Below are 13,842 nucleotides of genomic sequence, written 5' to 3' on the forward strand. Positions count from 1 at the left end.
TAACACAACCGCTTTTGTTTTACCCTTTTTACGACCTTCCAGAAAAGGCGAGTGAGCAAAAAATAACCGCTTCCCTTTTGGTCCAGCTCTGATATACTCGCCGCCGCTTTTCGTTCTTTAACATCCGTTGGGAAAATCGTATGCATCCTATGCTAAATATCGCCATTCGCGCTGCGCGAAAGGCGGGCGACTTCATCGCTAAATCTGCAGAGAACTCTGATAACGTTGAAACCACTCAGAAAGGTTCTAACGACTTTGTTACTAATATCGACAAAGCAGCTGAGCAAATCATTATCGACGTAATCAAGAAGTCTTACCCTGAACACAACATCGTGACTGAAGAAGCCGGTGTGGTTGCAGGTAAAGACACTGATTACCAATGGATCATCGACCCACTGGATGGCACCACTAACTTCGTTAAAAGTTTCCCGCACTTCTCTGTGTCTATTGCCCTGCGCATTAAAGGCCGTACCGAAGTTGCGTGTGTTTACGATCCAATCCGTAACGAGCTTTTCTCTGCTCAGCGTGGCGCAGGCGCGCAGCTGAACAGTAAGCGTATCCGTGTAGGCGTTGCGAAAGATCTGAACGGTACCGTTCTGGCAACTGGCTTCCCGTTCAAAGCTAAACAACACTCTGAAGGCTTCATCAAAGTCGTTAGTGCACTGTTTGTTGAGTGTGCTGACTTCCGCCGCACTGGCTCTGCTGCTCTTGACCTTTGCTACGTAGCTGCTGGCCGCGTTGATGGTTTCTTTGAGCTGGGCCTGAAACCTTGGGATATCGCTGCAGGTGAATTGATTGCCCGTGAAGCTGGTGCAATTTGCACTGACTTCGCTGGCGGTACTGACTACGTTCAGTCAGGCAACATCGTGACCGCAAACCCGAAAGTACTGAAAGGTATTTTGGCGAAAATTCGCGACAACGCGAACGAAGCGATGAAAAAATAAGATTCTTTTGAATCAATAAAACGGAGCCAATCGGCTCCGTTTTTCGTTAAGGCATAGCGTCGAATTCTTCGCCTTCTTTTTCCACCGGAGGCGGTGGAAGCAGGTGCTCGCGGGTAATACCCAACTTGAGCGCCAGCGCAGAAGCAACATAGATAGACGAGTAAGTACCGATGGTAATACCAATCAACAACGCGGTCGCAAAGCCGTGGATCATGGCACCGCCCTGAAGGAACAATGCGATAACCACAAACAATGTCGTACCAGATGTAATCAAGGTACGGCTCAGAGTCTGGGACACTGACGCATTAACGACCTCATCCGCATCACCTTTACGCATCTTACGGAAGTTCTCACGGATACGGTCGTATACAACGATGGTATCGTTGAGCGAGTAACCGACAACCGTCAACAGTGCTGCCACAATAGTCAGGTCAACTTCAATCTGCAGGAACGAGAAGATACCCAGCGTGATAATCACGTCGTGTGCGAGAGAAACAACTGCACCCGCCGCCAGACGCCATTCGAACCGCAAAGAGACATACAGCAGAATACAGATTAGCGATACCAGTATCGCCAGACCACCCGCTTCTGTCAGTTCGTCACCCACGTTAGGGCCAACAAACTCGATACGGCGCATTTCTACTGCCTGACCCGTGCCTTCTTTAATGGCATCCAGAATCTGGTTACCCAGCAACTCACCCTGCGCATCTTCGCGTGGACGAAGGCGAACCATCACGTCACGTGCAGTACCGAAGTTCTGAACGATAGCATCACCAAAGCCTTTTGCTTCCAGTGACTCACGAATCAGTGGCAGGTTTGCAGGCTGCTCAAAGCCCACTTCAATCAACGTACCGCCAGTGAAGTCCAGCCCCCAGTTCAGCCACTTGGTAGACAGACTAAAAATTGACGCGCCAATCATTAGAAGTGACAGGAAAAACGCCGGCTTCGACCAACGCATAAAGTCGATGCTAAAGTCAGGCCTTAATAGTTGAAACATCTTAATGCCTCCTTAAATCGACAGCTTGTTAATGCGCTTACCGCCGTACACCAGGTTGACCAGGCAACGGGTACCGATAATTGCAGTAAACATAGACGTCAGAATACCGATCGACAGTGTCACAGCGAAGCCTTTCACCGCGCCTGTACCCACAGCAAACAGAATGATTGCTGTGATCAGTGTGGTGATGTTCGCATCGGCAATGGTACTGAATGCGTTCGCATAGCCCTGATGGATCGCTTGCTGAGGATTACGCCCTTCATTGAGCTCCTCACGGATACGCTCAAAGATAAGGACGTTGGCATCAACTGCCATACCGACCGTCAGAACGATACCTGCGATACCCGGCAGGGTCATGGTTGCGCCCGGAATCATCGACATCACACCGATAATCAGGATGATGTTTGCCGCCAGCGCACAGTTCGCAAACAGGCCAAAACGACGGTAGTAAACCAGCGTGAACAACATGACCGCCAGCAGACCCCAGATACAGGCTTTAATACCCATATCGATGTTCTGTTGACCCATAGATGGACCGATAGTGCGCTCTTCAACAATGGAGATTGGCGCGATCAAAGCACCTGCGCGCAGCAGCAGTGCAAGGTTATGCGCTTCTGCCTGAGAGTCGATACCCGTGATACGGAAGTTACGGCCCAGTGCAGTTTGAATCGTCGCTTGGTTGATCACTTCCTCATGCTTGGAAAGGATAACCTTGCCGTTTTCATCGCGCTTGCCACTGTCTTTGTATTCTGCAAACACAGTAGCCATCAGCTTGCCGACATTGTTCTTACTGAACGCTGCCATTTTGCTGCCACCGTCGCTATCGAGCGAGATATTTACCTGCGGACGGCTGTATTCATCGAAGCTTGAGCTCGCATCAGTAATGCTTGAACCGCCCAGAATCACACGTTTTTTCAGCACGACCGGACGACCGTCTCGGGTGTATTTGATTTCGCTACCCGGTGGTACACGGCCTGCGGCCGCAGCAGCCAGATCGGCGCTGTCATCCACTTCACGGAATTCCAGGGTTGCAGTCGCACCCAAGATTTCTTTCGCACGTGCCGTGTCCTGAACACCCGGTAACTCAACCACGATGCGGCTTGCGCCTTGGCGTTGCACCAATGGCTCGGCAACACCCAGCTCGTTAACACGGTTACGCAGGATAGTAATGTTCTGCTCAACCGCGTAGTTACGGATTTCCTGAAGGCGCTCTTCAGTGAACTTCGCAGAAACAGCAAAACGGGCACTATCGGTGGTGAACACCATATCTGGGTGCAGTCTTGCGAGTTCACTTTCTGCAGCATCCATGTCCGCTTCATTACGCAGCATGACTTCAATGTTGTCCTCACCGCCCACGCGGATACCGCGATAGCGGATTTTGGCTTCACGAAGTTCAGTACGGAAGGTGTCTTCCTGCTGGGTAAGCAGTTTTTCCATTGCCGCGTCCATGTCCACTTCCATCAGGAAATGCACACCACCACGGAGGTCCAGACCCAATTTCATTGGATTGGCACCAATGGCTTCCAGCCAATCAGGCGTTGCAGGAGCAAGGTTAAGCGCAACAATCAGACCGTCTTCTTTGAGTTCGCTGTTTAGAGCGTCACGAGCTTCAATCTGATTATCAGTGTCGGAGAAACGAACCAGTACAGTGCCGTTTTCTAGCGCAATGGATTTATAAGAGATTTTATCTTTTTCGAGGGAAGATTTGACGGTGTCCAGTGTGGAGAGATCAACCGAGGCGCCACGCGCCCCGGTGATTTGAACCGCTGGATCTTCACCGTAGATATTGGGAAGTGCATAAAGGGCGCCGACAAAAATGACCAACACCACCATAATGTACTTCCACAAAGGATAACGGTTTAGCACTGCTAGGATCCTTTATGGCTAGGGGGTTACAGCGACTGAATAGTGCCTTTTGGCAGAACAGCAGTCACAAAATCCTTTTTGATGGTCACTTCGTTGTTGTCGCTCAGTGCGATAACGATGAAGTCGTTTTCATCAGAAATCTTGGTAATTTTACCCACCAGACCGCCACCGGTCAGAACTTCATCGCCCTTGCCCATTGATGCCATCAGGTTCTTGTGTTCTTTCACACGTTTAGCCTGTGGACGGTAAATCATGAAGTAGAAAATAACGGCAAACAGGCCAAGCATGATAAATAGCTGCATACCGCCGCCTTGTGGTGCGCCTTCTGCTGCTGCATGAGCTTGAGAAATAAACATTCAGTAACGTCCTCGTATCAATATGAACATTTTCTAGACTTTCGCCTCACCGAAAGCACCCTTCCGGCAAGGCGAGAATTCCTAGTCTTCTTTCAGCGGTGGCACTTCACGGCCACGGCGTTCGTAGAATTCCTTAACAAAGGCCTCTAATCTACCTTCGTCAATAGCGTTACGCAAACTCTCCATCAGACGCTGGTAGTAACGCAGGTTGTGGATAGTGTTCAGGCGAGCGCCCAGAATTTCGTTACAGCGATCAAGATGATGCAAATACGCCTTGCTGTAGTTGCAGCAAGTGTAACAGTCGCACTCTGGATCCAGTGCAGTTGTGTCACTTTTATGCTTCGCATTACGGATCTTGATCACACCGCCAGTCACAAACAGGTGGCCGTTACGCGCGTTACGCGTTGGCATCACACAGTCGAACATGTCGATACCACGGCGAACACCTTCCACCAAGTCTTCCGGTTTACCTACGCCCATGAGGTAACGTGGCTTATCTTCAGGCAGTTTTGGACAGGTATGTTCCAGAACGCGATGCATGTCTTCTTTTGGCTCACCCACCGCCAGACCACCCACCGCATAGCCATCAAAACCAATATTGGTCAGGCCTTCGACGGACACATCGCGCAGGTCTTCGTAAACAGACCCTTGAACGATGCCAAACAGTGCATTTTTATTACCCATTTTGTCGAAATGGTTGCGGCTGCGTTGTGCCCAACGCAGGCTCATTTCCATCGATTTCTTTGCTTCTTCGTGTGTCGCCGGGTATGGCGTACATTCGTCGAAGATCATTACAATGTCAGAACCCAAATCGTATTGGATTTCCATCGACTTCTCTGCGTCCATGAAAATCTTGTCGCCATTCACTGGGTTACGGAAATGCACACCTTCTTCGGTGATTTTACGCATTGCACCCAAGCTGAATACCTGGAAACCGCCTGAATCGGTCAGAATTGGACCCTGCCAGTTCATGAAATCGTGCAAGTCACCGTGGGCACGCATGATTTCCTGACCGGGGCGAAGCCACAGGTGGAAAGTATTACCCAGAAGAATTTGTGCGCCAGTATCAGCCACTTCTTCCGGTGTCATCCCTTTTACGGTGCCGTAAGTACCCACTGGCATAAATGCCGGGGTTTCAACAGTGCCGCGTTCAAAAACCAGACGACCACGACGCGCGCGGCCTTCTTTCTTAATCAGTTCGTATTTCACAATACCTCCGAAATGCCAGAGAAACAGTCTGGCGCTAATGTGCCTGTCGCACAGAGACAAAACTGGCTGTCGCAAAATTGCTGACAGCCAGTTGAATTTGGAGTCGCCACATCACAGAAAGCAATGCGGCATAATAGCCAGCGTCTGATTATACCTCAGTCTGGCGGGTGACAAACATCGCATCTCCGTAACTGAAGAAACGATATTCATTGTTCACGGCTTCTTTATAAGCATTCATCACGTGCTCATAGCCTGCAAAAGAAGACACCAGCATGATCAAGGTTGATTCCGGCAGGTGGAAGTTAGTCACCAATGCATCCACCAATTGCCATTCGTAACCCGGATAGATAAAGATTTGGGTATCATTGAAGAAAGGCTTCAGGTCAGTGCCTTCATTCTTTGAATGCTGAGCAGCACTTTCCAGCGAACGCACAGACGTGGTACCTACCGCAATCACGCGGTTTCCGCGCGCTTTGGTTGCCAGAACCGCATCCACCACCTCTTGTGGCACTTCAGCATATTCAGAGTGCATCACGTGATCATTGATATCATCAACACGCACTGGTTGGAAGGTACCCGCACCAACGTGAAGGGTCACAAATGCCGTTTCTACGCCTTTCTCTTTGAGTGCCGCAAGAATATTTTCATCAAAGTGCAGACCTGCTGTTGGTGCTGCGACTGCCCCCGGTTTTTCATTGTAAACCGTTTGGTAACGCTCTTTGTCCGATTCTTCATCAGGGCGATCAATATAAGGTGGCAACGGCATGTGACCAACCTGATTTAAGATATCAAGTACAGCTTGCTCGCCGCTGAAGTGAATTTCAAAAAGGGCATCGTGACGGGCAACCATTTCCGCTTCGAACTCATCGTTCTCACCCAGGAACAATTGTGTACCCGGTTTTGGCGGCTTAGAAGCGCGGACATGCGCAAGGATCAATTTTTCATCCAGTATACGCTCCACCAGCACTTCAATCTTGCCACCGGACGCTTTGCGGCCATAGACACGCGCAGGGATCACCCGGGTGTTATTAAACACCATCAAGTCACCTGGCTCGACAAGATCAAGAATGTCAGTGAATTGCTTATGACTCAGCCCACCTGTATTGCCATTCAGTTGCAACAAACGGCTCGCAGTACGATCAGCTTGCGGATAACGCGCGATCAGCGAGTCAGGAAGGTCAAAGTGAAAATCGGATACTTGCATTGAAAAAGCCCCATTCTACAGCAGCCCGCTAGTATAGGCCGCTGTGCTGCAATATCAAGCAGGATGGGGCTTACCCGCTGTAAATTCAGCGGGCAATCTGTGAGGAGTTATGACAGCAGTCGGCGACGGAAAATCAGAAGTCCTAGTGAGAGCAGTGATAGCCAAGCGAAAGAGCCTCCCCCTCCAGAATTGTTTTCAGCAGTGGCGAGCGCGAAGATATCTTCAGCGAAGCTAACACTTGGTGCACTGTAGCCTCCGTCCATGTTGGCATCAATCCAAGAGAAATAGGTACTCACCTGAGTAAAACCATCCTCCGCATTTGGACTTGCACAGCCATCATCTCTGCTTGAGAAACTAACAAGTCCTGCGAGTCGATATCCGCGGTCTGCATCCGACGCGTTGCTTGGATTTTGCCATACAAGCGGGCCTCCGGAGTCCCCAGAACAAATACCTTCAGTGGTAGTATTGTTTGCACAGACATACGCGTCTGAGAATGCTTGCGACACACTCCCATTACTAAACGTTGTCCAAGAGCAACTACTGTCAGGGACACCTGTTAACGCCACCATCTTAAGAGACTGGCTTCCTGCCCCCCCTGTTCTTGTTGCACCCCATCCCGAGGAAACAAGGTTATCCAGTTTAGGTACTTGAAACTCGTTATCCATCTCACTTTGATTTTCTGCCATCAAAAGAGGAATAGATTTGGCGTTAGAGGGAAGCGATCCAGCAAGTTTCAAAATAGCAATGTCAGCGGTTAAATTCGCATTGTTGTAGTCAGGATGCACCTGAATATTAGCAACCGGAATAGGACTTCGCGGAGAGCTTAAATCCGTAAAGCCCGCAAGTACAGATATGTCGGACGCAAAAAGTCCTTCAACGCAATGCGCGGCCGTTAAGACATAGTCATTCGAAATGATAACGCCCCCACATCCACTTGAGGGAATATCAATATATACCTGCCAAGGTAACGCACTAATATTGGCATTGTTGCCACCTACTATGTGTGGCTGCCTTACGTTTTCTTCAGATGCATGACTAAAATTAGACAACGCCGCCAAGGCAAAAACTGCGAATCCCTGCTTTAATTTCATCCTATTCACTTCAAGATAAATATAAACACAGGTTACACAATAACGTATTGGTTTGTAGATTTCGGCTAAAAGCTAATACAGTGGCATTAGTATTCTCAAATATGAATCAAAATGGCCTTATATTTACTTTGCTCGTCTAAAGAGACAAAGAGCCATACTTATTATAAAAAATATTGGAACACTCCCTCCCCCGCCAGAGCTTTCAGTCGCTGTCGGAGACTGACTCGCACAGCTCCCTCCCTGACAACTAGAAATCCAGTCAGTGTAACTAGCAACCTGGGTGAATACGTCTGGAGCAATTGGAGATGCGCACTGTGAAGCGACACCAAAGCTCACCACACCAACCAAGGTGGCTCCGCCATCAGTATCACCCGCGCGGGATGGGTCATACCAAATCAGTGGGCCGCCGGAATCCCCATTACAGGACCCGACGCCATTTGCCTGAGCACAAAAGAATTTGGGCTGGTAATCAGAAATACCGGTCAGAGTAGAGCCCCAAGCTGAAGCGCAACTAGCGTCAGTTACGGCAGAGACTGTCGCTTTTTGGAGCCTATTTGTACTTTGAGAGCGGCCTTTGTCGGTAAAACCCCACCCCGTTAACTGCATATCATTGTTGTTGAGATTCCCCGTGGCATCGACGGCAGCTTGCACTGTGTTATTCGGTAACATAACGCTTGACGCGTTTGGATGAATATCAGAAGAAAGCTTGATCAATGCAATGTCGTTTTGGAGCGTTTTTTTGTCGTAGCCGGTGTTAGCATAGATAGATTCAACAGAAGATTGGAAGTTGGAGAAGTCTGCTCCGTTGATTTCCGCTGTGCCTGTGTAGACCGTGACCGAGCTCGCTGATACCAAAGAAAACGGGGCACCATCGCCGTTAGTATCAAGGCAATGCGCTGCCGTCAGAATCCACCGACTGGAAATGACAACACCACCACATGTGAAGTTACTTGTCCTGATAAATGCCTGCCATGGAGCATCACTAATGGAAGCATCTGCCCCACCAATTACGCGGGGCTCAAGTTCTAAGGCATACCCCGAAAAAGAGATCAGAAATACCAGTGTCGCTATCAGTTTCATTCGCATTATCTTCACTCCCACTAACAAAAAGGTATTGCTGGACGCCATTGCGCCCCGGTGCGTTGCTACTGCTTGAAACAACCTTGGTATCATTCAGAAGTTCCGGGTGGAAGCTTGAATGTCGTCGCCTACACTCCCTGCCTTTTTAGCTATATTTGACATATAGGCTTACTTTAGTGTGTATATGTAGGCAGAATATTTATCGTATATGACATGATGAGTAGCGACCTCATCACTCTCACTTCTAAGAATAAGACACTTCCAGTAATTTGAAAAAACGAAATAAACAGATTAATACAATCGAAAAGATCGATGAATGAATTCCCTTCTCTCAAACAGCTCCACTACTTGGCCACACTGCATGAGACGCGCCATTTCGGAGAGGCGGCCAAACAGTGTTTCGTCAGTCAGTCTGCACTACGTTCCGGCATTCAGAACCTTGAAGATGTAGTGCCTCGAAGTCGTGAAATCTTGGCACGTAGTCAGGATTTAATGGAGCTGGCGCAAGTCAGTTAAGGCCCGATGCAAGGCAAGCTGCGCGTGCAGTTAGCCAACTATTACAGGTCGTCAGTGTGCTTGGACAGGAAGGATGCAACACCTTCTGGAGACGCTTGCATGCCAGCCTTACCTTTTTCCACTGTGCCGGTCTCAAAGAGGCTGCGCTATATATGCAGAAGCGCAAGATTGGATGCTTGCCTGTCGTAGAGGACGACAAACTGGTTGGTATTATCACAGACAGCGATTTCGTCGCCATCGCCATCAACCTTCTGGAGATCCAGGAAGAGACTGAGCCAATGGAAGAAGAGGGAGAAACGGTCTGATAACGACAAACAGGTACCACTTAAGATAGGCTAAGCCTTCCGTATCAAGGAAAGATCCCGAGGGCGCGTGAATTATCTGGCGCATTTACACATTGCCGAACACTGCAACAGCCAGTTGATGGGAAACCTGATGGCAGATTTTGTTCGCGGTAAGCCCGACGGTAAATTTCTGCCAGAGACAACGCAGGCCATCTATCTTCATCGGTTTGTGGATCGCTACATCGATAGCCATGAGGCCATCAAGCCCTGCCGTGCGCTCTTTCCCAAACACCTTTACCGCTTCAGTGCCATCGCCCTCGATATGTTCTGGGATCATGCGCTGGTTTATCACTGGGATGCCTTTAATGACGATCCTTTTGAAGTATTTGTCGCGAATGCTGAGAGGGCCTGTCGAGCATCCACGCATCAAGAGCCTAATCCGCTCCCAGAAAAGTACCTCTTCCTCTCAGATAAAATGTGGCGCGAAGGTTGGATCCCTTCCTACGCGGATATCAACACCCTGCCCTTTGCGCTAAAGCGAATGTCAGCCCGAAGCCCTCGGATGGGGCCGCTGGCTGAAACGGCGGAGACCTTAGTCGCTCATCGACAAATATTGCTGAATGCTTTTCCCTCTATATACAGAGATGTGCTGAGCGCTGCGCATCATTTTCACCACTAAGGTCTGTTGACCAAATCACAGGCACAAAAAAAGCGACCCGAAGGTCGCTGAAAGCGTGGATATGGGGCAGTAAACCCCTGGGCTCTGCGGCCCATGAACAGCTAAGGAATTTGCATGTTATATACCCAAACAACTTTAAGGTGGTTAATTCAGGTTGTTTGGTTATACAGAACAATCGGGCTAACAGGTATGGCTGGTTTGTTAGCCCGATTGGGATAACGCTTTAGAACTGGTCTTCTTCGGTAGAACCTGTCAGAGCTGTCACAGAAGAGTTACCGCCCTGAATAGTGTTGGTCATCTTATCGAAGTAACCGGTACCCACTTCCTGCTGGTGAGCAACAAAGGTGTAACCACGCTCAGCCGCTTCAAACTCAGGACGCTGTACTTTCTCCACGTAGTGACGCATGCCTTCACCTTGCGCATAAGCGTGCGCCAGATCGAACATGTTGTACCACATGTTGTGGATACCCGCGAGAGTGATGAACTGGTACTTGTAGCCCATGTCAGACAGCGCCTGCTGGAACTTCGCGATGGTTGGCGCGTCCAGGTTTTTCTCCCAGTTGAACGATGGCGAACAGTTGTAAGCCAGCAGTTGATCTGGGTACTGAGCGTGAATAGCTTCAGCAAACTGACGCGCTTCTTCCAGATCCGGCGTCGCCGTTTCACACCAGATAAGGTCAGCGTATGGTGCGTAAGCCAGACCACGAGAAATCGCCTGTTCGATACCTGCACGAACCTTGTAGAAACCTTCTGAAGTGCGTTCACCTTCGATGAAGTCTTTATCGTAAGGGTCACAATCTGAAGTCAGCAAGTCTGCTGCATTCGCATCAGTACGTGCAATCACAAGGGTGGTGGTGCCTGCAACGTCGGCAGCAAGACGCGCTGCAACCAGTTTTTGGACGGCTTCTTGGGTAGGAACCAGCACCTTACCACCCATGTGACCACATTTCTTCACTGATGCCAGCTGGTCTTCAAAGTGAACACCTGCTGCACCCGCTTCAATCATCGAACGCATCAGCTCGTAAGCATTCAGAACACCACCGAAGCCCGCTTCTGCATCGGCAACGATTGGTAGAAAGTAGTCGGTACCTTCTTCCGGTGTGCCACCTTTAGACCATTGGATTTGGTCTGCACGGCGGAAAGAGTTATTGATACGCTTAACCACTGCCGGTACTGAATCTACCGGGTACAGTGACTGATCAGGGTACATAGAAGATGCGGTGTTGTTGTCCGCAGCCACCTGCCAACCTGACAGATAAATCGCCTCGATACCTGCTTTTGCTTGCTGGACTGCCTGACCACCGGTCAGTGCGCCAAGACAGTTCACATAGCCTTTTTTCGCACTGCCGTTGACCAGTTCCCAAAGCTTGTCAGCGCCGCGCTGGGCAATAGTCTGCTCTGGTACGAATGAACCACGCAGGGCAACCACTTCTTCCGCCGTGTAAGTACGCTTCACGTTCTTCCAACGCGGGTTTTCAGCCCAGTCTTTTTCCAATGCTTCAATTTGCTGCTGTCTTGTCAGAGTCATTGTGCTTCCCTCTCTCAATGTTCAAGTTTGTAAAATCAGTGGTTAGTCCAGCAATTCGTATCCAGATAACGTCAGGAAATCTGCCAGCTCATCACTGGTGGTCAGTTGCTCCATCAAACTGGCCGCCCGCTGGTATTTCCCGCCGTTGAATACGGTTTCACCTAGTTCTTGCTTCAGCACCTCCATCTCTTCGGCCAAACAGGCGCGGAAGAAATCGGCGGTCACGGTCTTGCCGTTGCTGAGCGATTTTTCATGTTTAATCCATTGCCAGATAGAAGCGCGGGAGATTTCCGCCGTCGCCGCATCCTCCATCAGGCCATAGATAGGCACACATCCATTTCCCGAAATCCAAGCTTCGATGTATTGCACCGCCACGCGAATATTGTGTCGCATGCCTTCCTCAGTGCGGTCGCCTTCACACGGCTCTGTGAGCTCTTTGGCTGTGATAGGTGCGTCTTGCTCGCGCATCACATCGAGTTGGTTTTTACGCTCACCGAGCGCCGCATCGAAAACTGCTTTCGCCGTGTCTGCCAGTCCAGGGTGAGCCACCCAGGTACCGTCGTGACCGTTATTGGCTTCCAGCGATTTGTCTGCATTGATCTTGTCCAGAACCCACGCATTCTTCTCCGGGTCTTTTGACGGGATAAACGCCGCCATGCCACCCATTGCCATCGCACCACGGCGGTGACAGGTTTTCACCAGAAGGCGCGAATACGCGTTCAGGAAAGGTTTTTCCATCGTCACCACCTGACGATCCGGCAATACGCGGTCCGGGTGGTGACGGAATGTTTTGATATAGCTGAAGATGTAATCCCAACGGCCGCAGTTAAGCGCCACAATATGGTCTTTCAGCGCGTGCAGGATTTCGTCCATCTCAAACACAGCGGGCAGCGTTTCGATAAGCACGGTTGCTTTGATGGTACCGCGTGGCAAATTGAACTCGTCTTCCGTGAAACAGAACACATCGTTCCACCATGCTGCCTCTTGATGCGCCTGCAGTTTTGGCAAGTAGAAATAAGGGCCTGAGCCGTTTTCCAGCAAGGTTTTGTGATTGCGTAAGAAATACAGACCGAAGTCCAACAGCGCACCTGGAATCGGCGTGCCATTCAGCAACACGTGCTTTTCTTTCAAATGAAGGCCGCGAACACGGCAAATCAGCACCGCTGGGTCTTCGCCCAATGCGTAGTGTTTGCCTGTCGCCGGGTTGTTGTAAGAAATGGTGCGGTTAATCGCGTCAGTCAGGTTGCGCTGACCTTGCAAAACGGGTCCCCATACCGGCGAGAATGAATCCTCAAAGTCCGCCATGAACACTTTTACGTTGGCATTCAGGGCATTAATCACCATTTTTCGCTCTGGCGGACCGGTAATTTCCAGGCGGCGGTCTTGCAAGTCTTCAGGGATCCCGCGAATACGCCAATCACCCTTTCGGATTTCCGCCGTATCAGGCAGAAAATCAGGAGTGGCACCCGCATCAAATTGCGCCTGACGTGCTTCTCGGGCTTCCAGTAGTTCTGGTACACGGTGCGCAAAGCGGGTGGCAAGTTTCAGGATGAAGGAGAGCGCTTCATCAGTCAGTACATCAGATTCCATCTCAGTGATCGGCGGAACAAACGACAATTCCTTTAAAGCTTGTTGTGCTTGTGATTCCATAAAACGCCCTCCATTTCCATTTGTAACTAAATCACAACAATATCAATTAATCCCTTACTGCTTCGATTGCTTTCTTATCGCCGAAACACCTTTCTAAACTGGCGTATTTATTTTCGCCAGTCAACACTACCAAAGGGGTTAGACTTAAGTATAAATTCTTTTAAATTTATAAATATCAATAACTTATAAAATATAGAGTTTTAACTCAAAACACTGAATTAAAACGATTCTCAGATTGTTCTTCCGTTTGTGACTTTCTCATCCCTTAGTGCGATTTTTGTAATCACTTACGAAATTAAATTACTTTAAGAGTAAACCAGTTGAATATCATACAGGTCTGTTTTAAACGTAGCAGCCGATGGCGATTTCTGCAGAAAATCTTTCCATAACAAAAACTTAACAATAATTACATGTGATTATGGCTAACGGGCAAGCAAC

The 13,842-nt window shown here is 49.4% G+C and carries 11 protein-coding genes and 2 pseudogenes; 4 read left to right on the forward strand and 9 right to left on the reverse strand.

Translation table 11 applies throughout. The features are described from left to right. The first annotated feature begins 140 nt into the window (after positions 1-140). Positions 141-944, forward strand: coding sequence for an inositol-1-monophosphatase (gene suhB / locus VP504_RS07595; protein WP_325893687.1), 804 nt, complete (start codon positions 141-143; stop codon positions 942-944). Between the two features lie 46 nt (positions 945-990). Here suhB and secF read toward each other — a convergent pair whose 3' ends face one another. The 7 genes from secF to VP504_RS07630 form a co-directional block, all read right to left on the reverse strand. Then, positions 991-1,941 carry a protein translocase subunit SecF gene (gene secF, locus VP504_RS07600; RefSeq protein ID WP_062708364.1) on the reverse strand — a complete coding sequence of 317 codons (951 nt, stop codon included), beginning with the start codon at positions 1,939-1,941 and terminating at the stop codon, positions 991-993. 12 nt (positions 1,942-1,953) lie between these two features. After that, positions 1,954-3,807 (reverse strand): protein translocase subunit SecD, encoded by a 1,854-nt coding sequence (gene secD / locus VP504_RS07605; RefSeq protein ID WP_083939838.1) that lies wholly within the window; start codon positions 3,805-3,807, stop codon positions 1,954-1,956. Positions 3,808-3,833: 26 nt separating this feature from the next. After that, positions 3,834-4,163: a preprotein translocase subunit YajC gene (gene yajC / locus VP504_RS07610; protein ID WP_062708362.1), complete on the reverse strand. Its 330-nt coding sequence runs from the start codon at positions 4,161-4,163 to the stop codon at positions 3,834-3,836. A gap of 81 nt (positions 4,164-4,244) precedes the next feature. After that, positions 4,245-5,372, reverse strand: coding sequence for a tRNA guanosine(34) transglycosylase Tgt (gene tgt, locus VP504_RS07615; RefSeq protein WP_062708359.1), 1,128 nt, complete (start codon positions 5,370-5,372; stop codon positions 4,245-4,247). A 148-nt stretch (positions 5,373-5,520) separates the two neighbouring features. Further along, complete coding sequence (queA, locus tag VP504_RS07620) at positions 5,521-6,576, reverse strand: tRNA preQ1(34) S-adenosylmethionine ribosyltransferase-isomerase QueA (protein WP_325893688.1); 1,056 nt, start codon at positions 6,574-6,576, stop codon at positions 5,521-5,523. Between the two features lie 107 nt (positions 6,577-6,683). Next, positions 6,684-7,667, reverse strand: coding sequence for a S1 family peptidase (locus tag VP504_RS07625; protein ID WP_325893689.1), 984 nt, complete (start codon positions 7,665-7,667; stop codon positions 6,684-6,686). Between the two features lie 123 nt (positions 7,668-7,790). Continuing rightward, positions 7,791-8,753, reverse strand: a complete 963-nt coding sequence (locus VP504_RS07630) for a S1 family serine peptidase (RefSeq protein WP_325893690.1) — start codon at positions 8,751-8,753, stop codon at positions 7,791-7,793. A gap of 306 nt (positions 8,754-9,059) precedes the next feature. On the opposite strand from VP504_RS07630, the pseudogene VP504_RS07635 reads away from it, so the two are divergent. From VP504_RS07635 to VP504_RS07650, 3 genes and pseudogenes are all read left to right on the forward strand, one after another. After that, positions 9,060-9,257 (forward strand): annotated as a pseudogene (locus tag VP504_RS07635) (helix-turn-helix domain-containing protein); the annotation flags it as partial. A 131-nt stretch (positions 9,258-9,388) separates the two neighbouring features. Beyond that, positions 9,389-9,568, forward strand: a pseudogene (locus tag VP504_RS07645) (CBS domain-containing protein); the annotation flags it as partial. 67 nt (positions 9,569-9,635) lie between these two features. Then, positions 9,636-10,226, forward strand: coding sequence for an ACP phosphodiesterase (locus VP504_RS07650; protein WP_442788901.1), 591 nt, complete (start codon positions 9,636-9,638; stop codon positions 10,224-10,226). A 223-nt stretch (positions 10,227-10,449) separates the two neighbouring features. Here the strand turns inward: VP504_RS07650 and aceA are convergent, their stop codons facing one another. Together aceA and aceB are read right to left on the reverse strand one after the other, a co-directional pair. Beyond that, the gene (gene aceA / locus VP504_RS07655; RefSeq protein WP_062705114.1) at positions 10,450-11,754 is read right to left on the reverse strand and encodes an isocitrate lyase; all 1,305 of its coding nucleotides are present in this window, start codon (positions 11,752-11,754) and stop codon (positions 10,450-10,452) included. Positions 11,755-11,796: 42 nt separating this feature from the next. Further along, positions 11,797-13,404 (reverse strand): malate synthase A, encoded by a 1,608-nt coding sequence (aceB, locus tag VP504_RS07660; protein WP_325893692.1) that lies wholly within the window; start codon positions 13,402-13,404, stop codon positions 11,797-11,799. Between the last annotated feature and the right edge of the window lie 438 nt (positions 13,405-13,842).

Source organism: Grimontia sp. NTOU-MAR1 (genome assembly GCF_035758505.1).
Lineage (GTDB): Bacteria > Pseudomonadota > Gammaproteobacteria > Enterobacterales > Vibrionaceae > Enterovibrio > Enterovibrio marinus.